This is a genomic window from Rhizobium sp. YTUHZ045, from assembly GCF_051124255.1.
Taxonomy (GTDB): Bacteria; Pseudomonadota; Alphaproteobacteria; order Rhizobiales; family Rhizobiaceae; genus Rhizobium.
In genome coordinates this window covers 3,732,104-3,757,257 of sequence record NZ_CP101432.1, presented here as the reverse complement: position 1 = coordinate 3,757,257, position 25,154 = coordinate 3,732,104, and the positions used below count along the sequence as shown (strand labels likewise).

28 protein-coding genes are annotated in these 25,154 nt (G+C 61.8%); 10 read left to right on the top strand and 18 right to left on the bottom strand.

Annotated elements, in window-relative coordinates; genetic code table 11:
* Positions 1-5: 5 nt before the first annotated feature.
* On the top strand, positions 6-896 hold the full coding sequence (gene yddG, locus NMA58_RS18540) for an aromatic amino acid exporter YddG (protein ID WP_430959674.1): 891 nt from the start codon (positions 6-8) through the stop codon (positions 894-896).
* 3 nt (positions 897-899) lie between these two features.
* On the opposite strand, the gene NMA58_RS18535 is transcribed toward yddG, so the two are convergent.
* Positions 900-1,322 carry a cupin domain-containing protein gene (locus tag NMA58_RS18535; protein ID WP_183705350.1) on the bottom strand — a complete coding sequence of 141 codons (423 nt, stop codon included), beginning with the start codon at positions 1,320-1,322 and terminating at the stop codon, positions 900-902.
* The gene (gene gloB, locus NMA58_RS18530; RefSeq protein ID WP_434711550.1) at positions 1,322-2,092 is read right to left on the bottom strand and encodes a hydroxyacylglutathione hydrolase; all 771 of its coding nucleotides are present in this window, start codon (positions 2,090-2,092) and stop codon (positions 1,322-1,324) included. The genes NMA58_RS18535 and gloB overlap by 1 nt, the downstream gene beginning before the upstream one ends.
* Before the next feature lie 53 nt (positions 2,093-2,145).
* On the opposite strand from gloB, the gene NMA58_RS18525 reads away from it, so the two are divergent.
* From NMA58_RS18525 to NMA58_RS18510, 4 genes are all read left to right on the top strand, one after another.
* Positions 2,146-2,922 (top strand): class I SAM-dependent methyltransferase, encoded by a 777-nt coding sequence (locus NMA58_RS18525; protein WP_088390792.1) that lies wholly within the window; start codon positions 2,146-2,148, stop codon positions 2,920-2,922.
* A gap of 122 nt (positions 2,923-3,044) precedes the next feature.
* Positions 3,045-4,142: a histidinol-phosphate transaminase gene (hisC, locus tag NMA58_RS18520; RefSeq protein WP_176536408.1), complete on the top strand. Its 1,098-nt coding sequence runs from the start codon at positions 3,045-3,047 to the stop codon at positions 4,140-4,142.
* A complete protein-coding gene (locus tag NMA58_RS18515) occupies positions 4,139-5,065 on the top strand; it encodes a prephenate/arogenate dehydrogenase family protein (RefSeq protein ID WP_434711549.1) in 927 nt (308 codons plus the stop codon). Before hisC ends, NMA58_RS18515 begins: the two co-directional genes overlap by 4 nt.
* Positions 5,066-5,074: 9 nt before the next feature.
* Positions 5,075-5,530, top strand: coding sequence for a GNAT family N-acetyltransferase (locus NMA58_RS18510; RefSeq protein WP_434711548.1), 456 nt, complete (start codon positions 5,075-5,077; stop codon positions 5,528-5,530).
* On the opposite strand, the gene NMA58_RS18505 is transcribed toward NMA58_RS18510, so the two are convergent.
* Positions 5,527-6,543 (bottom strand): DUF2125 domain-containing protein, encoded by a 1,017-nt coding sequence (locus NMA58_RS18505; RefSeq protein WP_434711547.1) that lies wholly within the window; start codon positions 6,541-6,543, stop codon positions 5,527-5,529. The genes NMA58_RS18510 and NMA58_RS18505 overlap by 4 nt on opposite strands.
* A 49-nt stretch (positions 6,544-6,592) precedes the next feature.
* Here NMA58_RS18505 and NMA58_RS18500 point away from each other — a divergent pair, with 49 nt between their 5' ends.
* Positions 6,593-7,123, top strand: a complete 531-nt coding sequence (locus tag NMA58_RS18500; protein WP_434711546.1) for a gamma-glutamylcyclotransferase — start codon at positions 6,593-6,595, stop codon at positions 7,121-7,123.
* Here the strand turns inward: NMA58_RS18500 and NMA58_RS18495 are convergent, their stop codons facing one another.
* The 4 genes from NMA58_RS18495 to ftsE all read right to left on the bottom strand — a co-directional run bounded on the left by NMA58_RS18495 (position 7,124) and on the right by ftsE (position 10,464).
* On the bottom strand, positions 7,124-7,921 hold the full coding sequence (locus NMA58_RS18495) for a lysophospholipid acyltransferase family protein (protein WP_183705363.1): 798 nt from the start codon (positions 7,919-7,921) through the stop codon (positions 7,124-7,126).
* An 87-nt stretch (positions 7,922-8,008) separates the two neighbouring features.
* The gene (locus NMA58_RS18490) at positions 8,009-8,725 is read right to left on the bottom strand and encodes a YdcF family protein (RefSeq protein ID WP_430960253.1); all 717 of its coding nucleotides are present in this window, start codon (positions 8,723-8,725) and stop codon (positions 8,009-8,011) included.
* A 67-nt stretch (positions 8,726-8,792) separates the two neighbouring features.
* Complete coding sequence (locus tag NMA58_RS18485; protein ID WP_434711545.1) at positions 8,793-9,812, bottom strand: cell division protein FtsX; 1,020 nt, start codon at positions 9,810-9,812, stop codon at positions 8,793-8,795.
* Entirely contained in the window at positions 9,805-10,464 is a 660-nt protein-coding gene (ftsE, locus tag NMA58_RS18480) for a cell division ATP-binding protein FtsE (protein WP_097601574.1), read from the bottom strand. Before ftsE ends, NMA58_RS18485 begins: the two co-directional genes overlap by 8 nt.
* A gap of 206 nt (positions 10,465-10,670) precedes the next feature.
* Here ftsE and NMA58_RS18475 point away from each other — a divergent pair, with 206 nt between their 5' ends.
* The 3 genes from NMA58_RS18475 (at position 10,671) to NMA58_RS18465 (ending at position 12,491) form a co-directional block, all read left to right on the top strand.
* The gene (locus tag NMA58_RS18475; RefSeq protein ID WP_434711544.1) at positions 10,671-11,324 is read left to right on the top strand and encodes a hypothetical protein; all 654 of its coding nucleotides are present in this window, start codon (positions 10,671-10,673) and stop codon (positions 11,322-11,324) included.
* A 128-nt stretch (positions 11,325-11,452) separates the two neighbouring features.
* Entirely contained in the window at positions 11,453-11,995 is a 543-nt protein-coding gene (gene hpt, locus NMA58_RS18470; protein WP_064805282.1) for a hypoxanthine phosphoribosyltransferase, read from the top strand.
* A 136-nt stretch (positions 11,996-12,131) separates the two neighbouring features.
* Entirely contained in the window at positions 12,132-12,491 is a 360-nt protein-coding gene (locus NMA58_RS18465) for a response regulator (RefSeq protein ID WP_434711543.1), read from the top strand.
* A gap of 33 nt (positions 12,492-12,524) precedes the next feature.
* Here NMA58_RS18465 and NMA58_RS18460 read toward each other — a convergent pair whose 3' ends face one another.
* From NMA58_RS18460 to argH, 4 genes are all read right to left on the bottom strand, one after another.
* Complete coding sequence (locus NMA58_RS18460) at positions 12,525-15,194, bottom strand: TIGR02302 family protein (RefSeq protein ID WP_434711542.1); 2,670 nt, start codon at positions 15,192-15,194, stop codon at positions 12,525-12,527.
* 268 nt (positions 15,195-15,462) lie between these two features.
* Positions 15,463-16,731: a diaminopimelate decarboxylase gene (gene lysA / locus NMA58_RS18455; protein ID WP_097601576.1), complete on the bottom strand. Its 1,269-nt coding sequence runs from the start codon at positions 16,729-16,731 to the stop codon at positions 15,463-15,465.
* 12 nt (positions 16,732-16,743) lie between these two features.
* On the bottom strand, positions 16,744-16,938 hold the full coding sequence (lptM, locus tag NMA58_RS18450) for an LPS translocon maturation chaperone LptM (protein WP_003582619.1): 195 nt from the start codon (positions 16,936-16,938) through the stop codon (positions 16,744-16,746).
* Positions 16,939-17,087: 149 nt separating this feature from the next.
* Entirely contained in the window at positions 17,088-18,491 is a 1,404-nt protein-coding gene (argH, locus tag NMA58_RS18445; RefSeq protein WP_097601577.1) for an argininosuccinate lyase, read from the bottom strand.
* Between the two features lie 24 nt (positions 18,492-18,515).
* On the opposite strand from argH, the gene tlpA reads away from it, so the two are divergent.
* Positions 18,516-19,178 (top strand): thiol:disulfide interchange protein TlpA, encoded by a 663-nt coding sequence (tlpA, locus tag NMA58_RS18440; protein WP_434711541.1) that lies wholly within the window; start codon positions 18,516-18,518, stop codon positions 19,176-19,178.
* Between the two features lie 173 nt (positions 19,179-19,351).
* Here tlpA and NMA58_RS18435 read toward each other — a convergent pair whose 3' ends face one another.
* The 7 genes from NMA58_RS18435 to NMA58_RS18405 form a co-directional block, all read right to left on the bottom strand.
* Positions 19,352-20,233, bottom strand: a complete 882-nt coding sequence (locus NMA58_RS18435; RefSeq protein ID WP_064805274.1) for a 3-hydroxybutyryl-CoA dehydrogenase — start codon at positions 20,231-20,233, stop codon at positions 19,352-19,354.
* 148 nt (positions 20,234-20,381) lie between these two features.
* Positions 20,382-21,311, bottom strand: coding sequence for an electron transfer flavoprotein subunit alpha/FixB family protein (locus tag NMA58_RS18430; RefSeq protein ID WP_434711540.1), 930 nt, complete (start codon positions 21,309-21,311; stop codon positions 20,382-20,384).
* Positions 21,312-21,336: 25 nt separating this feature from the next.
* Positions 21,337-22,086 (bottom strand): electron transfer flavoprotein subunit beta/FixA family protein, encoded by a 750-nt coding sequence (locus tag NMA58_RS18425; protein WP_434711539.1) that lies wholly within the window; start codon positions 22,084-22,086, stop codon positions 21,337-21,339.
* A 184-nt stretch (positions 22,087-22,270) separates the two neighbouring features.
* A complete protein-coding gene (locus tag NMA58_RS18420) occupies positions 22,271-23,053 on the bottom strand; it encodes a rhomboid family intramembrane serine protease (protein ID WP_434711538.1) in 783 nt (260 codons plus the stop codon).
* 32 nt (positions 23,054-23,085) lie between these two features.
* Entirely contained in the window at positions 23,086-23,664 is a 579-nt protein-coding gene (locus tag NMA58_RS18415; protein WP_097601620.1) for a cob(I)yrinic acid a,c-diamide adenosyltransferase, read from the bottom strand.
* 411 nt (positions 23,665-24,075) lie between these two features.
* Positions 24,076-24,279: a twin transmembrane helix small protein gene (locus tag NMA58_RS18410; protein WP_085779625.1), complete on the bottom strand. Its 204-nt coding sequence runs from the start codon at positions 24,277-24,279 to the stop codon at positions 24,076-24,078.
* An 18-nt stretch (positions 24,280-24,297) separates the two neighbouring features.
* Positions 24,298-25,131, bottom strand: a complete 834-nt coding sequence (locus tag NMA58_RS18405) for an SDR family oxidoreductase (protein ID WP_434711537.1) — start codon at positions 25,129-25,131, stop codon at positions 24,298-24,300.
* Positions 25,132-25,154: the final 23 nt, after the last annotated feature.

Here is a 25,154-nt window from a genome sequence, read left to right as displayed (position 1 = left end):
GACAGGTGAAGCTTCGTGCGACGGTGGTCGGTTTTACGGCTATTCTGATGTGGTCGTTCCTGGCACTGCTGACGGCCGGCTCCGGAAAGATGCCGCCCTTCCAGCTTTCGGCCGTCTGCTTTGCGATCGGCAGCATTCCCGGCCTCGTCATGCTTGTCCTCAATCCGGCGCGGCTGGCGTTGCTGAAGCAGCCGCCAAAGGTCTGGATAACCGGTATTGCAGGCTTGTTCGGCTATCATTTCCTCTATTTTACCGCGCTCAGGAACGCGCCGGCGGTGGAGGCGGGACTGATCGCCTATCTCTGGCCGCTCTTGATCGTGGTCGGCTCAGCGCTGCTGCCGGGCGAACGGTTGCGCTGGTATCACGTGGCGGGCGCGCTTGCCGGGCTTTGCGGCACCTTCCTGATCGTCGGCCGCAACGGCATCGATTTCGACGGCGCCTACGCGATCGGTTATGGGGCTGCCTTCCTCTGCGCCTTCACATGGTCGGGCTATTCGCTGCTGACCAGGCGTTTCGACGCCGTCTCCACAGATGTCGTCACCGGTTTCTGCCTTGCAACCTCCATCCTGTCCTTCTTCAGCCATCTCTGCCTGGAGGCGACCGTCTGGCCGGAAACCAGCCTCGAATGGGCCGCCGTCGTCGGGCTCGGCCTCTTCCCGGTCGGGGCGGCTTTCTATGCCTGGGATTACGGCGTCAAGAATGGCGATATCCAGATTCTCGGCGCGGCAAGTTATGCCGCGCCGCTGCTTTCGACGCTCATCCTGACGTTGTTCGGATTTGCCGAGCCGAGCTGGCGCATTGCTCTCGCCTGCCTGCTCGTCACCGGTGGAGCGGTGCTCGCCGCCCAGGAAATGTTCCGCCGCAAAATTCCGGCGCAATCTGCGGCAGCGGAGTAGCCCTCAGTCGCCCGGCTTCCAATCCGCCGGCGCCATCTCAAAGCTCGAAAATTCGAAGCCGGGCGAGACAGTGCAGCCGACCAGGGTGAAGTCGCCGAGCGGTTCGGCCGATTGCCACCAATTGGCGGGGATGATTGCCTGCGGCCGCTCGCCGGCGGCAAGGTCTGTTCCGAGCGTCAGGGTTTCGCTTGTCATCCCGTCCTGCGAGCGGTGCAGCGCCAGCGGCGCACCCGCGTGATAATGCCAGACCTCGACCGCGTCATGGACGCGATGCCAGTGCGAACGCTGTCCTTTTGTCAGCAGATAATAGATCGCCGTCGAATGGCCGCGCTCTCCACCCGCCGTGTCGCGGAACGTCTGCACGTACCAGCCGCCTTCGGGATGCGGCTGCATGCCGAGCTCGCGAATGATCTTCTCAGGCGACATCAGAAATTGTCCTTGCGCTTGCGGATCTCGGCAAAGACCTCCTCATTCGTCTTGCCTTCCATGATCAGATTGCGGCGGATCGCGGGATCGGCGGCGCGCAGAAACGGGTTGGTTTCCTTTTCCAGCCCGAGCGTCGTGGGGATGGTGAATTTGCCTTCGGCGCGCCGAGCTTCGATCTCGGCAGCGCGGCTTTTCAGGCGCTCATTGTCGGGATCGACCGTCAGTGCGAAGCGGGCGTTGGACAATGTATATTCGTGGCCGAAATAGACAGCGGTCTCGTCCGGCAGCACCGCGAGCTTCTGCAGGGAATGCCACATGTCGGCGGCGGGGCGTTCGAAAAGGCGGCCGCAGCCGAGGGCAAACAGGGTGTCGGCGGCAAAGAGCAGCTTGTCGTCGACGAAGTGATAGCAGATGTGACCGGCGGTGTGACCGGGGGTCTCAATGACCTTGACCGTGTGATCGCCGAAAAGAAAGCTGTCGCCATCGGCCATCGTTCGGTCGAGACCGGGAATGGCGATGGCCTCGTTGATCGGGCCGATGATCTCGCAGCCGAACTGCTCCTTCAGCGTCAGGTTTGCGGCGACATGATCGGTGTGGTGATGCGTGGTGAAGATGTGGGTGATCTTCCAGCCGCGCCGTGTTGCCGCTTCCAGGATCGGCGCCTCCTCCGGCGCATCGATCGACGCGGTAAATGCTGTCTCCGGATCGTGCACGAGCACGCCGAAATTGTCGGTGCGGCAGAGAAAAACGTCTAATTCCAAAGGTTTCATCTTCAAACAATCCCTTGTCCCACGACTCTCGCGGGAATGTAGAGACTCCGGCCTTGAAGTCCAACCGCCCGCTGATAACATTTATCGCGATGCACGCGGATATCGTCGACCTACGTCAGTTCTACCACTCCGACCTCGGGCGTCTTGCCGAGCAGTCGATCGCCATGGCGCTCTCGTCGCTCTGGGTGCGCCTGCCACAGGAGCGTCTCGTCGGGCTCGGTTATGCCGTGCCGTTCCTCGATCGCTTCCAGGCCGATACCGAACGCACCTTCGCCTTTATGCCGGCCGGACAGGGGGCGGTGAACTGGCCGATGGGCTCGCTGTCGTCGACGACGCTGATTTTCGATGAGGAACTACCGCTGCCGGATTCCTCGATCGACCGGGTGCTGATGGTGCATTCGCTCGAGTTCGCGGAAAGCCCGCGCGAGACGCTGAAAGAGCTTTGGCGGGTGCTGGCACCGGGCGGGCGGCTTGTTATCGTGGTGCCGAACCGGCGCGGGGTCTGGGCCCGCATGGAACACACGCCCTTCGGCTCGGGCCGGCCCTATTCCCGCGGTCAGCTGACGCATCTGCTGCGCGAGACGAATTTCACGCCGGGTGCGACCGCCGAAGCGTTGTTTTTTCCGCCCTCGAAACTCAGAACCATCCTGCGCCTTCGCCGCGCCTTCGAGCGGATCGGCCGCACTTTATGGCCAGCCTTTTCGGGTGTCATCATCGTCGAGGCGCAGAAGCGGCTCTATCAGGGGTTGCCGGTCGCCGCCCGCGCCTCCCGCCGTGTCTTCGTGCCCGTTCTCGCGCCGCATGGCGTACCGACCACACGCAACAGCTGAAGAGCGTGGGACATTCTCCGGTTGCTTGTGTCACGCCCATGCCTCTCGACAACAATCACATTCCGCTTTAATGCCACTTGGTCATTTTCCGGAAAATCCAAGGTCGACCCATGAGCGTTGAGATGAGCAAGCCCGTTCCGCGTCCCGGTATTCTCGATATCGCATCCTATGTGCCGGGCAAGGAACATGCGCCGGGTGTCGCCCGCGTTTACAAGCTCTCCTCCAACGAGACGCCGCTCGGCGCCAGCCCGAAGGCGATAGAGGCCGTCAAGGCAGCTGCCGACAATCTGGGACGTTATCCCGACGGGCAGGCGGTCGAACTGCGCGAGGCGATCGCCGCTGTACATGGCCTCAATCCGGCAAACATCCTCTGCGGCAATGGTTCCGACGAGCTGCTCGGCCTGTTGTGCCATGTCTATCTGGGGGCCGGTGACGAAGGCATCATCACCGAGCACGGCTTCCTTGTCTACAAGATCCAGATCATGGGCACGGGCGCCATGCCCGTCATCGTCAAGGAGAAGGACTATACCGTCGACGTCGACGCGATCCTGGCGGCGGTGACGGAAAGGACGAAGATCGTCTTCATCGCCAATCCCGGCAATCCCACCGGTACATACGTTCCCGTCAGCGAGATTCGCCGCCTGCAGGCCGGCCTGCCTAAGCATGTCGTCCTCGTGCTCGATGCGGCCTATGCCGAATATGTACGCCGCAACGATTATGAAGCCGGCATCGAGGTCGTATCGTCCAGTTCCAACGTAGTGATGACCCGCACCTTTTCGAAAGCCTACGGTCTTGCGGCTCTGCGCGTGGGCTGGATGTATGCGCCAGTGGAGATCGTCGACGCCGTGAACCGCGTACGCGCTCCGTTCAACCTGAATGCGGCCGCGATCGCCGCCGGTGCCGCGGCCATCCGCGACCAGGCCTTCGTCCAGCAGGCCGTCTCTTTCAACCAGATGTGGGTGGAGACGCTCACGGAGGCTCTCGAAGCGATCGGGCTGAAAGTGACGCCGTCCGTCGCCAATTTCGTCCTTATCCACTTCCCCGACATCGATGGAAAGCGCGCGGCCGATGCCGACGAGCTTTTGACGAGCCGCGGTTATATTCTCCGCGCCGTGCGCAGCTACGGCTTTTCCAATGCGCTGCGCATGAGCATCGGTCCGGAAGAGGCCAATCGCGGCGTCATTGCCACGCTGCGTGAGTTCATGGGACGGCAGGCATGAGCGTGCTGTTCGATCGCATCGCGCTGATCGGCATCGGCCTGATTGGCTCTTCGCTCGCCCACGACATAAGGCGGCTCGGGCTTACCAAGGAGATCGTCGTTGCGACACGCAGCGCCGAGACGTTGAAGCGCGCCGAAGAACTCGGTCTCGGCGACCGCTATACGACCTCTTCGGCCGATGCTGTTCCAGATGCCGACCTCATCATCGTTTCGGTTCCGGTCGGCGCTTCGGAAAGCGTGGCGAAGGAAATCGCCGGCAATCTCAAGCCCGGCGCTATCGTCACCGATGTCGGTTCCACCAAAGCATCCGTCATCGCGCAGATGCAGCCGCATATGCCCGACAATGTGCATTTCATCCCCGGCCATCCGCTGGCCGGCACGGAAAAATCCGGCCCGGATGCCGGTTTCCCCGGCCTCTTCGAAGGCCGCTGGTGCATCTTCACGCCGGTTGCCGGCACCGACGAGACGGCGCTGAAGCGGCTGCGCGGCTTCTGGGAAGCGGTCGGATCGAAGGTCGACGAGATGGATGCGGAGCATCACGACAAGGTGCTCGCGATCGTTTCGCACCTGCCGCATATCATCGCCTACAACATCGTCGGCACCGCCGACGATCTGGAGACGGTGACGGAGTCCGAGGTCATCAAATATTCGGCCTCCGGCTTTCGCGATTTCACCCGTCTTGCCGCTTCCGACCCGACGATGTGGCGCGACGTCTGCCTGCACAATCGCGATGCGATCCTCGAAATGCTGGCGCGCTTCTCAGAAGATCTCGCCTATCTGCAGCGCGCGATCCGCTGGGGTGAAGGCGACAAGATTTTTGAACTCTTCACCCGCACGCGCGCCATTCGCCGCTCGATCATCCAGGCCGGCCAGGATGTCGACGCCCCCGATTTCGGCCGCCCCCACGCGCTGGATAAGAAGTAGACTCTCGCGATGGTGGAGGTGGCGAGCGCAAGTCAGGCGGATATCGACTGGCTGGCTCGCGAGGATGCCACTGCAGGCAAGGTGTGGGTATCGCGATGCGTCGCGCTTGGCGAATATCTCGTTGCCAGGGAGGCCGGCGAGATCGTCGGCTTCCTGCGCTTCTCCCGCTTCTGGGGCAGGGTTCCCTATATGGAGATGATCCGCGTTCTGCCCGGCCATCGCCGGTCGGGCGTCGGCACCGCGCTGTTTCTCGCCTGGGAAAGAGCCATGCGCGGCGAGGGCGCTCGGCTGCTGATGACGTCGAGCGAATGCGATGAGAGCCGGCCGCAGGACTGGCATCGGCGTAACGGATTTACAGAAACCGGTGCGATCGAGCTGCCTGGTCTGCAATCGGTGCCTGAGGTTTTTTTCATCAAGCGGATTGATTACGGCCTTCCCAGCACTCTAGCCCCGGAAAAGCCTTAGATCGGTGGGATCTGACCGAGCGGAATGAAGCCGCTGACGGTGGCATTGCCGCGATCGACGACGAGATCGACTGAGACCTTGTCTCTACCGCCGGCCAGCGCCTTCAGCATCTTCGTCGCCGTGTTGACGGTCGGAGCAAGATCCGGGAAAGCCTGTTTCAGGCTGTCGCCCCAGGGGCCGAGCCGTTCAATTTCCAGCTTGAACTTCCCGGAGAGAAAGCCTCGCTCGTCGAAGGAAAACGGGCCGGTGAGCGTCATCACCTTGCCGTCGCCGATGTCGGCAACGATGCGACGCAGTTCGCCGGCAGAACCATTGAGGCCGTTCGGGTCGCTGCCGTCGATCAGGCCGGCCTTGCCGGCAATCGTGAGATCGATGCTGGCAGAGAGTTTCGGGAAGAGGTGCGGCCAGTCCTTGATCGCGGTGTTCGCATCCTGCAAGGAGATCGCGCCGTCGAGATCGGCGCCGTTCTGGCGCAGGTGAATTTCGGTGCGAGCCGCGTCGAAGCTGATGGTCTGGCCGGTATAGGAGGAGACCGCCGTCGCCTTCAGGCCCTCGATGACAGTCGAGCTGCGATCGATGCCCTGCAGCCTTGTCGTCAGGCTCGCCTGCAGATTCGTCCACTGAGCCGAGACCGAAAGGCCGTTTGTGGTGCGGATTTCGGCCGGTGAATCGAGCTCCCAGACGATATGGCTTGGCGCGTAGACCTGCGCGGCGGAGCGCAATGCGCCGAAGGTGGCGGAGACGCCATTGACATTGTCGTCGACGTCCACCTTGGAGCAGAACAGACCGATGCGGAAAGGATAGCCGCGGAATTCGATATCGGAGCATTCGCCGGTGACGCCGGCCTGATCGCGCGGCGCGATTGCTTTCAGCACCGTCGTTTTCAAGGCCGATGCGGCATAGAACCAGCCGCCGGTATAAAGCGCGATCACCAGGAGGATGCCTCCGCCCAGCAACAAGAATTTCTTGCTGTTGCCGGTTTGGCTGCTGCCGGATCGGCTTGACGCTGCCATGATGTTCTCCAATGGTGAATCGCAATGTGATTCCGGTCTGGCGTGCGATATGGACGAATTTTGGGTGTTTGGCTACGGCTCGCTGATGTGGAATCCGGGCTTCGAGTTCCTGGAGCGGGCAGAAGCTCTTGTGCATGGTTACCGGCGTTCGCTGTGCGTCCGATCCTTCGTCCATCGCGGCACGCCGGACAATCCCGGCCTGGTTCTCGGCCTCGACAGGGGTGGAGCATGCCGTGGCATGGCGTTTCGTGTTTCGCCGCACAAATGGGACGAGGTGATCGATTATCTCCGCGCCCGCGAACTCGTCACCAATGTCTATCTGGAGCGCCGGGTTCGGCTGCAGTTTGCCGGCGGTCGCCGAACGGAAGCGGTTACCTACATCGCTGATCGCGACCACGAGCAATATGCCGGTACGCTCGATGCGCTTGCGGCCGCGCGGGTGGTGAACGAGGCCAGGGGGCAGTCAGGCCCGAACGACGCCTACGTCTTCAACACGCTTGCGCACCTGAGACAGATGGGCATTCGCGACCCGTGGCTGGAGCAGGTCGGCAACGAGGTGGAGCGGCTGCGGGCCGGCTGATCAGGCCGTCGCCGCCCTCACTTTGCGCAGCTCGGTCAGCCGAGCGACCGCTGTCGGCGGCAACGGCAGATGCGGATTACGGTCGACGGTGTCGATGAGGAGCTCGTCGCTTGCCCGTTCCGTGACCTCGATCAGATGAGCGAAGAAAGCATCGGGATCCATTCCCGGCATGATCGGCGGCAGGATCCTGACCTTGAAATGACCGGGATAACGGCGGACGCTCCGCCGCGGCCAGAAGAGGCCTGGATGCATCGCAACCGGCACGACGGGAATGCCAAGATCGCGGTACATGCGGGCGATGCCGTATTTATAGACCGGCTCGGCACCCGGCGGGCGGCGGGTGCCCTCAGGATAGATGATCAGCTGGCGACCGGTCGAAAGCTCCTCCCTGGTGCGTTTCAGCACTTCCACCATCACCTTGCCGCGGGCGCCGCGGTCGACCGGGATCATGCGCTGCTTCTTCGCATACCAGCCAAAGAGCGGAATCCACATCAGCTCGCGCTTCAGGATGTAGACCGGATCCTTGAGATTAGGCAGCAGCGCATAGGTGTCCCAGAAGGACTGGTGCTTCGGCGCCAGGATAAAACTGCCCTCAGGTAGGTTCTCCAGCCCCTCGATCTCGAAGGTCGTGCCGACGATCATGCGCATCAGCCAGTGGTTGGAGCGCGCCCAATTCTTTGGGATCTCATAGGCGGTCAGCCGCGGCACCACGAAATAATAGGGCGAGAGCACGATCATCCGGACGATGAGATTGGCGTAGAAGATCGTGTTGAAGAGGACGGAACGCAGGGCGATCATGAAATTATCCCGAGGCATGCTCATGCGACCGGCCTACACGATATTGCCCGTGATAAAAAGCGTTTGATGCCGCCCCGATGCAAAAGCTCAGTCTGCGGCGGATACACTTGCCGAGCGCAGTCCGGTGTGACGGCCGAAGCCGGTGATATTGCGAGCGCCCGTTAACAGCACCTTTGCATATTCGGCGAGCATGACCCGCATCGCGTTCGGGTCGGTAAACCAGTTGCGGGTCTTCAAATCCGAATTGACCACCGGATAGGGGATAAACTCGATGTCCGGATCGACATAGGAGAGTTCTGCGAGGCTGCGCGGCATGTGATAATTGTTCGTGACAACGAGAACGCTTCTGTATCCCCTGGCGTGGATCCAATTGGAGGTTTCCTCGGCGTTGCCGATCGTGTCTATCGCATCGTGGCCGATATCGACGCAGCAGGAGAAAAGATCGGCCGAGCCTTGCGTCATCTTGCGAATCTGCGCCGGCGTCGTCGTCGGATGGACGCCCGAGATCAGCAGTCGTTTGCCCGCCCCCTTCTGCAGCAGTTCCACGGCCTGGTCGATACGCTGGTAGCCGCCTGTCAGCACGACGATCGCGTCTGCCTTGGGCTCGGCCGGAGGCTTGAGCGTTGTCACGGAATCGGCAAACCGCAGAAAGCCGCCGAACACCAGGGCGATTGCCAGAACGCAACCAAAGCCGCCCCAGCGCAGCAGGCGGCGGATCGGACCGCGCCGCGGCGGCAGGCCCGCCGGACGATCAAGCTCCGGGTCCTGCCGAATCGGATTGCGTGTCGTATCGCCCATGGTCATGAATCGTGATTATACGCTGATTGCGGCGCGGAACAGACGCTTTCACGATAAAACGGCATGGTCACGATCAACTTGCGATGCCGTCGGTGCGTGTCGGGTCCGAACGCAATGTATCGATTTCATAGATCGTCCGCATGACGGTCAGCCGCGCCGTGACGGTCGTCAAGAGTGCGATGACGATCATTGTCGCGAAGATGCCGGCATAACCGAGTACACCAACGGAAAAGGTGCCGAACAGCGCCGTTGCCTGATCCGTCTCCGGCGTCGCCAGCGTACGGCTTTGCCAGAAGCCGGCGCTAGCGAAGAAAAGAGCGGCAAGCGCGCTGCCGATCGCCGAACCCTTAAGGCTGATCTTCAGGAAATGCTTCTGAAATTCGGTGGCGACGAAGGAGCTTTCGGCGCCGACGAAATGCAGCACTTCGACGATGTGCCGGTTGCCCGACAGAGCACCGCGCGTGGCGAAGACGACGGTCAGCACCATTGCCGAGAAGACCAGAAGCAGGACGCCGGTGCCGATCAGCACCGTCGTGTGCGCCATGGAGACCAGCCGGTCGACCCAGGTGCGGTGATCGTCGAGGCTCGCCTGCGGAATGCTGTCCTTGAGGAGCCCTCGCATTGCATCGAAATCCGGCGGACTGTTTTCGTCGATGGTGATGACGACGAGACGGGGAACAGGCAGATCCTTGAGATCGAGGCCGGGGCCGAGCCAGGGTTCGAGCAGCCGGGCGGTGGCTGCCTCGTCGACGATCTGGCCGCTTTTGGTGCCGACGAATGTCAGCGCCAGGTCGCGTGCCTGCGTCAGCGCTTTTTCCATATCGAGATTGTCGTCCGGCTTGATCTGGATGGTTATCTCGCGGGAGATCTGGCTCTCCCAGCTTGCCGCCGTCGAACGCACCATGCTGACGCCGCCGAGCGTCAGGCAGGCAAGAAAGGCCATGATCGATATAACCACCATCAGGGCGTTGCCCTGGATATTGGAAGGCGGCAGGATCGGCGCAGTCGGCCGCACGCGCATTTCCGGCCGCTTCTGCTGGGCGGCAGGCTGGCCCGACGCCTTCTCTCGGTTCCTGGACGGGGGTTCAGTCATAGATATCGAGATGCCCCTCCGAGAGGATCATACGGCGGGCTTCTACCTGTTCCATCAGCGCCAGATCATGGGTGGCGATGACAACCGCCGTACCAAGCCGGTTGAGTTCGAGGAAAAGATTGAGCAGGCGCCTTGCCATCGGCGGGTCGACATTGCCCGTGGGCTCGTCGGCCAGCAGGACTTCCGGCCGGTCCATCAGCGCCCGTGCAATGGCGGCGCGCTGCTTTTCCCCACCGGAGAGGACCGGCGGCAGCACGTTGATGCGTTCGCCGAGCCCGACCCATTTCAAGAGTTCCAAAACGTCGGTTTTGTAGGAGCTTTCCTCCTTGCCGCGCACGCGTAAGGGCAAAGCGACATTCTCATAGGTCGTGAGATGGTCGAGCAGGCGAAAATCCTGGAAGACAATGCCGACGCGCCGGCGCAGCAGCGGCAGTTCGGGCCGGGGAATTTCGGAAATGTCGCGCCCGAACATGCGGATCAGACCACGCGTCGGCTGCAGCGACATGAAGAGCAGCCGCAGCAGCGAGGTCTTGCCGGCGCCGGATGGGCCCGTCAGGAACTGAAAGGATTTCTTCGGAATGTCGAAGGTCATGTCCCGGAGGATTTCCGGGCCCATGCCATAGCGCAAACCGACATTCTCGAAGTGGATCAACGGGCAGCTCAGTCTGTTCTTGGTTTCACCGCGTGACTTGTTAACCAACACCGTTAACAGCCGGTAAAGTTTGCCGAAAAGACGCCCGTTTAATGGCAATCTTTGCGAAGCATTAACCATTAAAATTTACGACTGAGGAGGATTCGTTTCAATGCCAAGATTTCTTGCGGCAGCGAAACCATGTGGACATCTGCGAGGCAGCCACCATGGAAGCATCCTCCTTCAGCCGCCGTACGCCGGGCCAGGCCTATGATTTCCTGCCGCCCGAACCCGCACGCCGCCAGTATCGTTCGACACGTCCTGCTGATGTCTCCGACGCCGAATTCGTGACGGTCGGCAAAACCCGGCCGAAGGACTTCAGCACCAAGATCCATAACGACAACGGCAGGCGCATGGCGGCAGCGCGCGTCGCACGGCCGCCGCTCCTGCCGGCGATGGCTGCTTCCGCTCTGCGAAGGGCGGAATCCTGGCTGCAGCGAGCGTCGCCGCGCAGCTTCGCGGTGCTGGTACTGGCGCTCGCCGTGCTCGTTTTCGGGCTCGCAGGCGGCTTTTCCGGCCTTTCCGCCGCGGGCGCCTCCTCCGGAGCGCCGCTGCATTTCACCCATGTCACCGTGACGCCGCGTGATGCGAACGGCATGCGTGTGCTCGTCGTCAACGGCATCATCGAAAACGAAAGCGGCACAACGCAGACGGTGCATCCGATCCGCGCCGATCTGGTGACCGACGAACGACTGACGGCAAGCGTCGTCATCGATCCGCCCGCCGACGTCATCTACGACGGCCAAAGCCGTGGCTTTTCAGCCCGCGTCCAGCACGCCGGCGGAAAATTGCCGGAGGTCCGGCTTTCTTTCCTGCCGTAGAAATAACGGGTTTCGTGATGGCTTTCCGCCCAGGACGCACCAATCCCGTTGATTTCATGAGCGGCGAGGCTGTTTCAGGCGCGCATATGTGCTAACGGCTTACCCTTCTTTTCATGGAGCAAGCCCTTATGCCTGTCGTGCGCGGAAAAAATATCGAGCCGCTCTTCACCGCCGAGCAGATCGCGGAGCGCAATCATGCGATGGCGCGGGAGATCGCCAACGGTCCGACCAAGGACCTGCTGGTCATTGCCGTGCTCAAGGGCTCCTTCATCTTCGCCGCCGACCTGATCCGCGCCCTGCACGACACCGGACTTGCCCCCGAGGTCGAGTTCATCACGCTGTCGAGTTACGGCACCGGCACCGTTTCGCAGGGCGTGCGCATCGTCAAGGATATCGACAGCGACGTACATGGCCGAGACGTCCTCCTGATTGACGATATTCTCGAGTCCGGCCGGACGCTGCTCTTTGCCAAGGAACTGCTCTTCGAACGTGGCGCGCGCAACGTGACGATCGCCGTGCTGCTCGACAAGCGGGTCAAGCGCAAGGAAAAGCTGGAGGCCGATTATGTCGGCTTCGAATGTCCCGATTACTTCGTCGTCGGCTACGGCATGGACGTTGCCTATGCGTTTCGCGAACTGCCTTTCGTGGGCGTAGTGACCGGCGACGCCTGAGGGAATGCAGGCGTCGCTTCATTGCCGCGTGAAGACGGGTTGTTAACCATCTCGCCTATCGCTTCGCCATCTTTACCGATCGAAAAGGAAAGTCTGGTGATTTCCGTCGCGGGGCTGAAGACGGAGCAATGCACATATGGCAAGAATTCTGATTACGGAAGACGAGGATTCCCTGCGGTCTTTCGTAGCCCGGGCCTTGCGGCTTGACGGTCACGAGACCGATGAAGCGGCTGACGGCGCCGAGGGGCTGGAGAAGCTGAAGGACGGGGTCTACGATCTGCTGCTGTCGGACATCCGCATGCCCGTGATGGACGGCATCGAACTCGCCCATCAGGCGAAGGACGCCTTCCCCGCTTTGAAGATCCTGCTGATGACCGGCTATGCCGAGCAGCGCGAGCGCGCCGACGATCTCGCAGAAAAAATCGTCGACGTCGTCGCAAAGCCATTTGCGCTTCCCGATATCCGCAAGGCTGTCGCCCGGGCACTTGTCGCTTAAGGCGCACGCCTATCTTTGACGGCGGTATAAGGCTTACTGAATGTCCAGAAGCCGTTCGAGATACCGCCGTTCCATTTCCTGTGGCGGATTGTTGCCGAGCTTCTCGCGGATCGCATCGAGAATTTCGCGTGCGCGCTGAACGTCGATTTCGTCAGGCACCTTCACGCCATCGTTATCGATATAGCCGTTGGTCATGCGCGGTCGCCCCAACGGATCCCGGCCGTTCTGATCGCCCTGGCCGACCTGGCCGTTCGGGCCTTGTCCCTGCTGGCCCCGCTGCGCCTGCATCATCTGGTTCATCATGTCGCGAGCGCCCTGGCGAAGGGCTTCCAGTGCACGGCCCTGGTTCTCGACGGCCGTGTCGCCGCGGCCCTGGCCGAGCTCGCGGCCGGCGCCGTCCATCTCGCGTTGGGCCTGGCCGAAGCCCGGGCCGGGCTTCATGCCCATTTCGCCGAGTTTCTTCTGCAATTCCCCGAGCTGCTTGCCGAGGGCATCCTGCTGGGCGCGCAACTGCTTCAGCGCTTCTCTGAGCTGCTCGGCGGTCATCTGGTCGGAAGGTTTCTGGCCCTGACCTTGCTGGCTCTGGTCTTGCTGCCCTTGCTGCTGGTCCTGCGGTTCGCCATTCTCTCCCGGCATCATATCGTCGAGCAGCGGATCGTTTTCGCCCATATCGGATTCGCCACGCTGCATACGGTCCTTGAGCTGCTGATCGAGGCGGAAGGTTTCTTCCATCAGCTTCTGCTGATCGCGCAGGATCTCGCCGAGCTTGTCGATCTGCTTGCGGGCTTCGCTGTTTTCCTGACCCTGCTGGCCCCGCTGCGGCCGGCCGGCCTGCAGGTTGTTCATCATGCGCTGCAATTCCGACAGCATCTGCTGTGCCGCGTCGCGATTGCCGGAGCGGGCGAGATTCTCGATCTGGTCCATCATCCGTTCCAGATCCTGCTGGCGCAGGATGTTCTGCGCGTTCTGGTTCGGCTGCATCGTCGGGGCATTCTGCATGCGTTCGGCAAGCTCCGTCAGATAGTCCTGCATCGCCTTGCGCAGCTCATCCATCAGCTTCTTGATCTCTTCGTCGGGCGCGTTGCGGTCCAATGCGTCTGCAAGCTTCTGCTGGGCTTCACGCAGCTTGCGCTCGGCAAGCGAAAGATCGCCGTCCTCCATGCCGAGCGCGATTTCCCAGAGATACTGGGCAGTATCCTTCAGCGCCTCCTCGCCTCTTGCCAGCTTCATGCGGGCCAAGGCCGATTCCAGCAGCAAGTAGTTGGTAAGCTTGGGGATGGTCTCCTCGGGACGGATGGTCAGCGCCTCGTTCAGCGCGATCGCCTGCGGCATCTTACGGGTATCGAGCGCGAAAACCTGCCGTTCCTCGGCGACAGCTGCGGCAAGCGGCTCGTTGAAGGGTCGCGACGGCAGCGTCATCTCGTAGGGCGGGCTGCGGCCGGTCTGCCCGGCGGCATCCTTGGCGACGAGGGTAATGCGCACCGGCTTGCCGGCAAGCGGATGTTCGGTCAGATTCCGGCTGGTCACGCCCTTGGCGTCGCGGGCGTTGCGACGGGGAATATCCAGCCGGTACTCCGGCAGCGGATATAGCGGCGTCGCCGTCGGATCATTTTCCAGAGGAACGATCTCCGCATGGGCCTCCTGGACGCCGTAATCGTCCTTGACGGTGAAGCCGATTTCCAGCGCGCCGTTGACGCTTGCCTTCGGCATGCCGTCAAAGGCGATTTCAGGCGCCTTGTCAGGCAGCACGTCGAAGCTCCAGCGGCGACCGTTGACCTCGAGCGCGCCGTTTTCCTCAAGCTTCATCACATGCGTCTGCGCGATGAGGGCATTATTGGCAGGCGCGCCGGCCGTCGGCTGCTCGCCGGCAGGCGCGCTTGCCTGCTGCGGCTTTGCGTCAGCCTGCACGGCGATATCCCGCGCCTCGCCGTTCGCCTTGCGGAACACGACCTTTTCGGCCGTCTTTCCGCCGCTGACGCGCACGGTGAGGCCGGAGAACTGCGGAACGCCGATCGGCGCCTGTTCGCTGCCGTCGGCGGTCAAGTAAACCGGCGCGCGACCGGTATAGGAGGGCGGCGTCACCCAGGCATCGATGCGCACCGCCGGATCGACCGCCACCTGTTCGGGCGCTGACTGCAATGCGTCACTGACCGAGCCACCGTTGAGGGACAGCGAATAGCCAAAAGCGGTGACAACAAGCAGAGCAGGGATGGCGCGCAGGGCGAAGCGGTCATGTGTGGCGATATCAGGCCGCGGCATGCCGGCATCGAGTGCTGCGATCTTTTCGGCCATGCGCACCTGGTGCTCACGCCAAAGTGCCCGCGAAAAGGGTGTGTCGTAGGCCGGCTCGTCTTCCTGGACGGCAACCGGCTGGTGCGGCAGGCCGTTGCGCTCTTCCAGCATGCGATCGGCTTCAGCGGTTTTCGGCCAGCGCAGATGGCGGAAGGGAACAAGCGAGACGAGGAACGCCGCGGCAAAGGCGATCAGCAACAGGATGCGCAGCCAGTCCGGCACGTTGCGGAAGATACCGAACCAGGAGGCCGAAAGATAAATGGCGACGATGGAGAGGACCGGCATCAGCAGCGGCAGCAGTTGCTCGAAGAAGAGCACGGTGCGCGCCAGCAGGCGTTTCGTCGTTACCAGCCGGGCAAGCGAGGGACGGAGCGCAAATGCACCCTTCCTCTGCCTTGAGGGGCTTGTCATCGGTCCGGTCTCCGCGATCTGGCGTTCTGGTACAGAGGGCGCTTCCGGCGATTGCGGGGCAATACGCTCATGAACGAAAGGATAACACTCTTTGTGGCGAAGGCGAGGGCGAACGGGCAGGAATACCGCCTTTTCACGTTTATTCGCCGAAAAGTGATGGTGCTGCTAAAGCGCGCCGCGATCTTTCAGATTCGCTTCTTGGGCTTTAGCTCTATGCTTTACGGATGTCGTTAACGCAAAATCGCTTCACACTTTCGAGCGACATGCTCTAGTCGAGCCAAGCCGGAACGGAATCGAGGCTGATCAGCTCGGCATAGGTCCTGCGCGGGCGGATCACATGAAAATCGCTGCCCCTGACCAGAACTTCGGGCACCAGCAGGCGGCTGTTATAGGTGCCGGCCTGCACCGCGCCATAGGCGCCGGCAGTGCTGACGGCCATCAGGTCGCCGGGCTTCGGCATCGCCATTTCGCGGTCGAGCGCCAGATAATCGCCGGTCTCGCAAACGGGGCCAACCACGTCGGCGCGGATGCGCGGCGCGTTTGCTGCCGATATCGTCACCGGACGGATCTCGTGATAGGCCTCATAGAGCGTCGGTCGAATGAGGTCGTTCATCGCACCGTCGACGATGACGAAAGTCTTTTCGCCGCCGTCCTTAACATAAAGAACTTCGGTCACGAGAATGCCGGCATTGCCGACGATCAGGCGACCGGGTTCGGTGACGATCTTGCAGTTCAGGCCGCGAAGCTGGTTCTTGACGATCGCCGCATAGGCATCGGGCAGCGGCGGCGGATTGTTGTCATCCTTATAGGGAACGCCAAGGCCACCGCCGATATCGACGTGATGGATGGAGTGGCCGTCGGCACGCAATGTCGCGACGAGATCGCGCAGCAGCTTGAAGGCGTCGTCGAAGGGCTGCAGCTCGGTGATCTGGCTGCCGATATGCATGTCGATGCCCGTGACTTCGATGCCGGGCAGCTTGGCGGCATGGGCATAGATGGCGCGGGCGCGATCCCAGGAGATGCCGAACTTGTTTTCCTTCTTGCCGGTCGAGATCTTCGCATGCGTCTTGGCATCGACATCCGGATTGATGCGGAAGGAGACCGGCGCCTTCTTGCCGGCGTTGACGGCGCGCTGGTTAAGAATCTCCAGCTCAGGCTCGGATTCGACATTGAAGCAGTAGATGCCAGCCTCAAGGGCGAAATCCATCTCCTGCGGCGTCTTGCCGACGCCCGAAAACATGATGCGGCTCGCCGGAATGCCGGCGGCAAGTGCACGGCGCAGTTCGCCTTCCGAAACGACGTCGATGCCGGCGCCGAGGCGTCCCAGGGTCTTCAGCACGGCTTGGTTCGAGTTCGCCTTCATCGCATAGCAGACCATGGAGTCGACATCGGCGAAGGCTTCCGAGAAGACGCGATAGTGGCGCTCCAGCGTTGCGGTTGAATAGACGTAGAACGGCGTGCCGACCGCCTTGGCGATCTCCGGAACGGGGACGTTCTCGGCGTAAAGGATGCCGTCGCGGTAATCGAAATGGTTCACGGGGTGCGCGCCTTAAAGGAGGGGGTCAAGGAGGAAGGGCTTGTCAACGGTGCCGGGCTGTTTCGTCGGCTTGGAAACGTCGCCTTCCTTCGTCGCCGCAGCACTCGGCGGATCGAGATCGCCCTTACGTCCGCATCCGGCAACGGCAAGGCCGATGACGGCGAGCACCGCCGTCAGGCGGATGAGGTGCGGCAAGCTCTTCTGCATGGATATCCTCTTGTGCGGCCTATGGCTGATATCGTTCATCGAACGACGGGATCTTCATAGCGAAGTTTCTCCGCCTTGTGCACCCTGATTGTTGGCCGGTTTTGAGCGCTGGCAGAAGGGCGAGGCGGCTTTCGGCCTGCCTTGTACCCTCAATTGCGAGCGCGCCAGAAGGCGATCTGCTTGCGGACTTCGGACGGGGCCGTGCCGCCGAAGCTCTTGCGGCTGGCGACCGAGGCTTCCACCGTCAACACGTCGTAGACCTTGTCGGTGATTGCAGAATGGATCGCCTGCAGGTCGGAGAGCGGCAGTTCGGCAAGATCGCAGCCCTTGCTTTCGGCGAGCGCCACGGCGCGGCCGGTGACGTGATGGGCATCACGGAAGGGCAGGCCCGCTTCGCGCACCAGCCAGTCGGCAAGATCGGTCGCCGTCGAAAAACCGGAGCCGGCCGCCGCCTTCATGCGCGCGGTATTGACGGTCATGTCGCGCACCATGCCGGTCATGGCGGCAATCGCCAGTTCCAGGCTCTCGGCGGCGTCGAACACCTGCTCCTTGTCTTCCTGCATATCCTTTGAATAAGCGAGCGGCAGTCCTTTCATGATCGTCAGCAGCGCGATCAGCGAGCCGTTGATGCGGCCGGTCTTGGCGCGCACCAGTTCGGCTGCGTCTGGATTCTTCTTCTGCGGCATGATCGAGGAGCCGGTCGAGAAGGCGTCGGACAGGCGCACGAAACCGAATTGCGGGGTCGACCAGATGACGATCTCTTCCGCGAGGCGCGACAGATGCATGCCCGTGATCGCGGCGATCGCCAGGAATTCGATGGCGAAGTCGCGGTCGGAGACCGTATCGATGGAATTGCGGGTCGGCTCGCGGAAACCCAATGCCTTGGCCGTCATATGGCGATCGATCGGATAGCCGGTGCCGGCAAGGGCGGCAGCGCCGATCGGGCTCTCGTCCAGATGCTCGATAGCATGGCGCACGCGCGAGCGGTCACGGCCGAACATTTCGACATAGGCCATGCAGTGATGGCCGAAGGTGACGGGCTGGGCGGTCTGCAGATGGGTGAAGCCCGGCATGACGCTTTCGGCATGTTCCTCGGCGCGGTCGAGGAAGGCGGCGATCAGGCCGGTCAACATCCGTTCGGTCTTCTCAAGCTCTTCCTTCACCCAGAGACGGAAGTCGAGCGCCACCTGATCGTTGCGCGAGCGGGCGGTGTGCAGCCGGCCGGCCGCCGGACCGATCAGCGTCGCCAGGCGTGCTTCGATATTCATATGGATGTCTTCGAGCTGGCGGGAGAATTCGAAATTGCCGCTTTCGATTTCTGACAGGATCGTGTTTAGCCCGTGAACGATCTTGTCCTTATCGTCTGACGAAATGATCCCCTGATGGGCGAGCATCGTCGCATGGGCGACGGAACCACGGATATCCTGCGCGAATAGCTTCTTGTCGAAACCGATCGAGGCATTTATCTCCTCCATGATCGCGTCCGGGCCGGAGGCGAAGCGCCCACCCCACATCTGGTTGGAGGATTTGGTGTCCGTGTTGTTCTCGGCCATAAGATGCCCGTCCTGGAGAATGAAATGACGACGAAAAAACCCTTCGGCCTGCCGTCCGGAAAACTGATCGCAATCGCCGCCGTCGCAGGTGTCGTTGCAGGTGCGGCAGCGGTATACGTGAAGGAGACGGGCATTGGCAATGGCATCGGCAGTAGCGCTTCGGCCGAATGCCCGCAGGCAAAGGAGAGCGCCGCCAAACTGGCGCCGCTGATGAAGGGGCAGGTCGCCGCCATGATTGCCGCCAACGAGCCGCGCAAACTGGCGACGGTTTCCTTCAACGGACCGGATGGTAAATCGCTGACGCTCGATCATTTCGCCGGCAAGACCGTGCTGCTCAATCTCTGGGCCACATGGTGCGTGCCCTGTCGCGAGGAGATGCCGGCGCTGAACGCGCTGGAAAAGGAAATGGGCAGCGACAAGTTCCAGGTCGTGGCCGTCAATATCGACACTGGCAATGATGAGAAGCCGAAGACTTTCCTCGCCGAGACCGGTGTCGATGCGCTGCAGCTTTACCGCGACAATACGATCGGCGTCTTCAACAGCCTGAAGAAGGAAGGTCTCGCTTTCGGCCTGCCGGTGACGCTGCTGCTCGACGACAAGGGCTGCCTGATTTCAGCCATGAACGGGCCTGCCGCTTGGGACAGCGAAGATGCAAAGGCGCTGATCAAGGGTGCGATCGGGTCGTGAGTGCGCTCAGGAGTCCCCATCTCCTCTTATGAGGAAGACGCCCGCGAGTCCGATAAGGACGCAGCATTGCAGCAGGAACATGGGTGTTTCGGTCGACATGGCATTCCTCCCGTTCCGGCAAGGAAAGCATTTAGCGGGCGTGCGGTCCACTCGCCCTTTCTGATGATCTCTGCTTATCGGGTCGGGACGGGCACTTCGCCACGATAATCGTAGAAGCCGCGGCCGGATTTGCGTCCGAGCCAGCCGGCTTCGACATATTTCACCAGCAGCGGGCAGGGGCGATACTTCGAGTCCGCCAGCCCGTCGTGCAGCACCTGCATGATCGAGAGGCACGTGTCGAGGCCGATGAAATCGGCAAGCTGCAGCGGCCCCATCGGATGGTTGGCGCCGAGCTTCATCGCCGTGTCGATGGCGTCGACGGTGCCGACACCTTCGTAAAGCGTATAGATCGCCTCGTTGATCATCGGCAACAGAATGCGGTTGACGATGAAGGCCGGGAAGTCCTCGGCGACGGTGACGGTCTTCTCCAGCGAGCCGACGAATTCCTTGGCGGCGGTGAAGGTCTTCTCGTCGGTCGCAATGCCGCGCACCAGCTCGACCAGCTTCATCACTGGCACCGGGTTCATGAAATGTATGCCCATGAAGCGCTCGGCGCGGTCGGTGGCAGCAGCAAGACGGGTGATGGAAAGCGAAGAGGTGTTGGTGGCCAGCAGCGCTTCCGGCTTCATCACCGGGCAGACCTGGCTATAAATCTTGCGCTTGACGCTTTCGTCCTCGGTGGCCGCCTCGATGACGAGATCGGACGGGGCGAGATCGTTGACATCGGCGGAGCCTGATATGCGCGACAGGGTCGCCTTGCGTTCCTCGTCGGTCATCTTGCCGTTCGTCACCAGGCGGGCGAGATTGCCGTTGATGGTGGCGAGGCCGGATTCGATGCGGTCCTGCGAGAGATCGTAGATGTGAACCCTGTAACCTGCGGCGGCCGAAACATGCGCGATGCCGCAGCCCATCTGGCCAGCACCGATAATACCAATATTCTTCAACACCGCATTCATCTCCAAACCCCCGCCGGCAGTCGCCCCCGCGTTGCCGTATTATATTAGCAATACTGCCGGACGAAAGATCGCCCGGCAGTAAGTAGTAGACCGATAAAAGACAATTTTCCAGTCATTCGCAAGTGCGAAAGAAAGGCATTTGCCTCGCTCAGAGCGCCTTTTGCAATTCCGGCAGGGCGTCAAAGAGATCGGCGACGAGGCCATAGTCGGCCACCTGGAAGATCGGCGCCTCCTCGTCCTTGTTGATGGCGACGATCACCTTCGAATCCTTCATGCCGGCCAGATGCTGGATGGCGCCGGAGATGCCGCAGGCGATATAGAGATCGGGCGCCACCACCTTACCGGTCTGGCCGACCTGCCAGTCGTTCGGGGCATAACCAGCATCGACGGCGGCACGGCTGGCGCCGACGGCAGCACCGAGCTTGTCGGCCACCGGCAGGATGACTTGCCTGAACTTCTCGGCCGAGCCGAGTGCGCGGCCGCCCGAGATGATGACCTTGGCCGAGGTCAGTTCCGGACGTTCCGACGCCGACAGTGCATCGGAGACGAAACGCGACAGCCCCGGATCGGAGACGGCCGGGATCGCCTCGACCGTTGCCGAACCGCCTTCAGCCGCAGAGGCGAAGGAAGCGGTGCGCACGGTGATCACCTTCTTGGCGTCGCTTGATTGCACCGTCTGGATGGCGTTGCCGGCATAGATCGGCCGCTTGAAGGTGTCGGCGGAGACGACTTCGATGATCTCCGAGACCTGGGCGACGTCGAGAAGGGCTGCCACCCGCGGCAGCACCGTCTTGCCGACCGAGGTGGCGGCCGAGACGATCGTGTCATAGGAGCCGGCGAGCGAAACGATCAGATCGGCCAGCGGTTCGGCGAGATTGTTGGCAAGCGCGTCGCTTTCGGCGAGCAGCACCTTGGAGACGCCGGAGAGTTTTGCCGCCTGATCGGCCGCAGCCCTGGCAGCCTTGCCGGCAACCAGCACATGCACGTCGGAGCCGATCTGGCTTGCCGCCGTCAGCGCCTTGGCGGTCTGGTCGGAAAGGTGATTGCCGTCATGGTCGGCCAGAAGAAGAATGGTCATGATAGTTGCTCCTGTTCCAGCCCGATTACAGCACGCCGGCTTCGTTCTTCAGCTTGTCGACGAGTTCGGCGACCGACTTGACCTTGACGCCGGCCTTGCGGCCGGACGGCTCCTCGGTCTTCAGCACCTTCAGCCGCGGCGTCGTGTCGACGCCGAAATCGGCAGGGCTCTTCTTGTCGAGCGGCTTCTTCTTCGCCTTCATGATGTTCGGCAGCGAGGCGTAACGCGGCTCGTTCAGTCTGAGGTCGGTGGTGATGACCGCCGGCAGCTTGATCTCGATCGTCTGCAGGCCGCCATCGACCTCGCGGGTGACCTGAGCCTTACCGTCACCGATCTCGATCTTCGAGGCGAAGGTCGCCTGGGCCGAGCCCAGCAATGCCGCCAGCATCTGGCCGGTCTGGTTCGAATCGTCGTCGATCGCCTGTTTGCCGACGATGATAAGGCTAGGCTGCTCGGCATCGGCGACCCCCTTAAGGATCTTGGCGACGGCGAGCGGCTCGACGGCATCATCGGTTTCGACGAGAACGGCGCGGTCGGCGCCCATGGCGAGCGCCGTGCGCAGCGTTTCCTCGGCCTTGGCCGGGCCGATCGACACCACCACCACTTCTTCCGCCTTGCCGGCTTCCTTCAATCTCAGCGCCTCTTCCACCGAGATCTCGTCGAACGGGTTCATCGACATCTTCACATTGGCAAGCTCGACACCCGTGCCATCCGGCTTCACCCGGATCTTCACGTTGTAGTCGACAACCCGCTTGACGGGCACGAGAATCTTCATGGGAGCCTTCCTTCAAGAGAAACTGGTTTCACGAGTTTTTAGGAAAATGCGCGCTCAGGCGCCGCTTCGATTGTCGAATGGCGACATGGATACGCGTTTTTCCTCCAAATACAACGCTTGCATGATGCCGGCAGGGATTCGCCTCGGCAATATATGAACGTTTACGTACACGTCAATATATCGGTCAACGTCGGTCTCGACCCCAGGGAAGACGCTGCTCGTTGCGGCTGCCCGTGCCGGCCGCAACGGCGCCGGCTTCATCCCTTACGGCGCGAGGCGTTACGATTTCACGGTCGAAGAGCGGCACGCCTGGACGGCGCAGGACGAGAATCAGCAGGGCACCGGCAAGGATGCCGCCGACATGGGCGCCCCAGGAAACATCGCCATCCGGCGCAATCGCCAGCATGAAGAATTGTTGTCCGATCCACAAAAGCAGCGGCACGAAGGCCGGCAGGGGCAAGGGCACACGCAGGAACACCAGCACCCAGACCCTGACGCGCGGATGCAGCATGACATAGGCGGCAATGACGCCGGAGATCGCCCCGGAAGCGCCGACCAGCGGCGCTTCCGATGTCGCCGTCAGCAGCCCGTGGCAAAGGGCGCCGGCAGCGGCGCAGAGGAGGTAGAAAAGCAGGAAACGCATATGCCCCATCGCGTCCTCGACATTGTCGCCGAAGACCCAGAGGAAGACCATGTTGGAGGCCAGATGCCAGAAGCCGGTATGGACGAAGGCATAGGTGAGATAGGTGAGCGGTTCCGGCACGATTTCCAATCCCTGTGCCAATTGGGCGTGCCCGAAGGCGATCGCCGGGATGAAGCCGAGGCCGACCGTCGTCGCCTGGGCTGCCAGTTCGCTCTCCAGGCTGGTGAAGAGCCAGACCGCGACATTCAGGATGATCAAAGCCAGGGTCACCCACTGAACCTTGATATGCTTCAGCGTATTGGCATCATGAAGTGGTATGAACATAAGGCCCCCCGGCGATCGTGATCGCGGCAAACCTATCTGTTTTTTCCCGGAACCCAAAGCACATCCGCACGACCGCGTTCATTCGCGTGACGGGCCGCCACGAAGAGGAAATCCGAGAGCCGATTGACGTATTTCCTTGCAGGCTCGCTGACGATTTCACCGTCGCTGCGGGCAAGCGCCACCATCAGACGTTCGGCGCGCCTCGCAATCGTGCGGGCAAGATGCAGATGTGCGGCAGCGGGACTGCCGCCCGGCAGGATGAAGGATTTCAGCGGCTCGAGACCGGAGTTCAACTGATCGATGTCGCGCTCGACGCGGTCGACTTGGGTCTCGACGATCCGCAGCGGTTCGTAGGCCGGCGTCTCTCCGGTATCGGGCGTAGCGAGATCGGCGCCGAGATCGAAGAGGTCGTTCTGGATCGACATCAGCATGGCGTCGAGCTCGGGCAAGCCTGATGTGTGCAGCCGCGCCAGGCCGATCGCCGAATTGGCTTCGTCGATCGTGCCATAGGCTTCGACGCGCAGATCGTCCTTAAGCCGGCGCGGGCCGGAAACCAGCCCGGTCGTGCCGTCATCGCCGGTTTTGGTGTAGATCCTGTTGAGTTTCACCATGTAGCACCGCCTGGCGGGAGGGCTTTTGCAAGGCCGGAGATCGGCGAGGCCGGCCCCTCATCCGGCTGCCGCCACCTTCTCCCCGTTTTCACGGGGAGAAGGGAACATGCTGCACCCTCTCCGCTCCTCACTGACGTCTCGCAGGGCACGTCCCCTCTCCCCGTCGGAACGGGGAGAGGGTTGGGGTGAGGGGCAGCCACTGGTACAAACCGAACCGCTGTGGGCTTGACCCGAGCATCTACACGGCGCCCACCAGCAGCCGCGGCTTGGATCCTCGGCTCAAGGCCGAGGATGACGAAGAATGGAGTTCGCCCTTTCGCCAAACCTGACGCTGCCTGGAGAGACACCTCATCCGGCATCACCTCGGCTCTGTCATTCCCATTCGTCATCAAAACCTCCACTATGGTTTCCTCACGTCGGCCGGCCGCCGCCGGTGATCCAGAGGGTGATCATGATCAGGATGACGGCGATGGCCTGCAGCAGCACACGAAGCTGCATCAGCTTGTTGGAACGGTTGGCATCGCCGCCCTTCATCATGTTGAAGAGGCCGCGGATCAGCACGAGGGCGACGAGGCCCATGACGATGATCGCAAGGATATAGGTGGCCGTGGACATGGTATTCAACTTTCTCGGTCAATCGGTCCAGCGCATCAGATTGTAGAAGAGGTCCGCCGGAAGCAGCCGCTTCAGGAGCATGCCCTGTTTAGCCGGAGTCGTTACAGGATAATGTGGCCTTGGTCTTTTCGAGTTCAATGCGTGTTTCAACACCGAATAGACCGCGTCCGGGCCAAGTTTGTGGCGGTTGACCGGCCCGGAGCCGTCAAGTCTCGCCAACTGTCTGGCATAATCGGCTGCGTGCGGCGAATTCTCGAGGTCGATGTTTTCTTTGAACTTTGCGAGCGCATTTGCGGTGAAACGCGTGGCGATCGGCCCGGGCTCGATCAGGCTCACATGGATGCCGCTGCCGGAGAGCTCCATGCGCAGGGTGATGCTGAGGCCCTCGAGCGCAAATTTCGAGGCGGTGTAGGCACCGCGATAGCGATAAGGAACCAGGCCGAGAATGGAGGAGCATTGCACGATCCGTCCGCGACCATGGTTGCGCATCGACGGAATGAGCTGCCGCGTCAATTCGTGCCAGCCGAAGAAGTTCGCTTCGAACTGCGCTCGCAGCGCCGCCGACGACAGATCCTCGACGGCACCAGGCTGGCCATAGGCACCATTGTTGAAGAGTGCGTCGATGCGGCCGCCGCTGCGATCGAGGACCGCGGCTGCCAGGTCGCAGATGGTGTCGGCCCTGGCATAGTCCATCACGAAGGCTTCGATGCCGTCGGCTTCCAGTGCCGGCAGATCATCCGCCTTGCGCACCGTCGCAAAGACACGCCAGCCATCGGCTTTCAGCGCCCGGGCGCAGTAAGCGCCGATGCCGGAGGAACAGCCGGTGACGACGATTGTGCGCTGTTCCGCCATGGAATGATTCCTGTACAAAATGG

Bases quoted from the DNA above. Each gene is read 5' to 3' on its own strand.
- tlpA (WP_434711541.1), top strand. From the start codon at position 18,516: ATGACGACGAAAAAACCCTTCGGCCTGCCGTCCGGAAAACTGATCGCA.
- NMA58_RS18465 (WP_434711543.1), top strand. From the start codon at position 12,132: ATGGCAAGAATTCTGATTACGGAAGACGAGGATTCCCTGCGGTCTTTC.
- hpt (WP_064805282.1), top strand. From the start codon at position 11,453: ATGCCTGTCGTGCGCGGAAAAAATATCGAGCCGCTCTTCACCGCCGAG.
- NMA58_RS18505 (WP_434711547.1), bottom strand. From the start codon at position 6,543: ATGGCAGCGTCAAGCCGATCCGGCAGCAGCCAAACCGGCAACAGCAAG.
- NMA58_RS18425 (WP_434711539.1), bottom strand. From the start codon at position 22,086: ATGAAGATTCTCGTGCCCGTCAAGCGGGTTGTCGACTACAACGTGAAG.
- lptM (WP_003582619.1), bottom strand. From the start codon at position 16,938: ATGCAGAAGAGCTTGCCGCACCTCATCCGCCTGACGGCGGTGCTCGCC.
- NMA58_RS18415 (WP_097601620.1), bottom strand. From the start codon at position 23,664: ATGGTGAAACTCAACAGGATCTACACCAAAACCGGCGATGACGGCACG.
- NMA58_RS18435 (WP_064805274.1), bottom strand. From the start codon at position 20,233: ATGAATGCGGTGTTGAAGAATATTGGTATTATCGGTGCTGGCCAGATG.
- NMA58_RS18495 (WP_183705363.1), bottom strand. From the start codon at position 7,921: ATGATCGCCCTGCGTTCCGTCCTCTTCAACACGATCTTCTACGCCAAT.
- NMA58_RS18515 (WP_434711549.1), top strand. From the start codon at position 4,139: ATGAGCGTGCTGTTCGATCGCATCGCGCTGATCGGCATCGGCCTGATT.
- argH (WP_097601577.1), bottom strand. From the start codon at position 18,491: ATGGCCGAGAACAACACGGACACCAAATCCTCCAACCAGATGTGGGGT.
- NMA58_RS18410 (WP_085779625.1), bottom strand. From the start codon at position 24,279: ATGTCCACGGCCACCTATATCCTTGCGATCATCGTCATGGGCCTCGTC.
- NMA58_RS18405 (WP_434711537.1), bottom strand. From the start codon at position 25,131: ATGGCGGAACAGCGCACAATCGTCGTCACCGGCTGTTCCTCCGGCATC.
- NMA58_RS18500 (WP_434711546.1), top strand. From the start codon at position 6,593: ATGGACGAATTTTGGGTGTTTGGCTACGGCTCGCTGATGTGGAATCCG.
- NMA58_RS18535 (WP_183705350.1), bottom strand. From the start codon at position 1,322: ATGTCGCCTGAGAAGATCATTCGCGAGCTCGGCATGCAGCCGCATCCC.
- hisC (WP_176536408.1), top strand. From the start codon at position 3,045: ATGAGCAAGCCCGTTCCGCGTCCCGGTATTCTCGATATCGCATCCTAT.
- NMA58_RS18430 (WP_434711540.1), bottom strand. From the start codon at position 21,311: ATGACCATTCTTCTTCTGGCCGACCATGACGGCAATCACCTTTCCGAC.
- NMA58_RS18460 (WP_434711542.1), bottom strand. From the start codon at position 15,194: ATGACAAGCCCCTCAAGGCAGAGGAAGGGTGCATTTGCGCTCCGTCCC.
- NMA58_RS18485 (WP_434711545.1), bottom strand. From the start codon at position 9,812: ATGACTGAACCCCCGTCCAGGAACCGAGAGAAGGCGTCGGGCCAGCCT.
- NMA58_RS18475 (WP_434711544.1), top strand. From the start codon at position 10,671: ATGGAAGCATCCTCCTTCAGCCGCCGTACGCCGGGCCAGGCCTATGAT.
- gloB (WP_434711550.1), bottom strand. From the start codon at position 2,092: ATGAAACCTTTGGAATTAGACGTTTTTCTCTGCCGCACCGACAATTTC.
- NMA58_RS18510 (WP_434711548.1), top strand. From the start codon at position 5,075: ATGGTGGAGGTGGCGAGCGCAAGTCAGGCGGATATCGACTGGCTGGCT.
- NMA58_RS18490 (WP_430960253.1), bottom strand. From the start codon at position 8,725: ATGACCATGGGCGATACGACACGCAATCCGATTCGGCAGGACCCGGAG.
- NMA58_RS18420 (WP_434711538.1), bottom strand. From the start codon at position 23,053: ATGTTCATACCACTTCATGATGCCAATACGCTGAAGCATATCAAGGTT.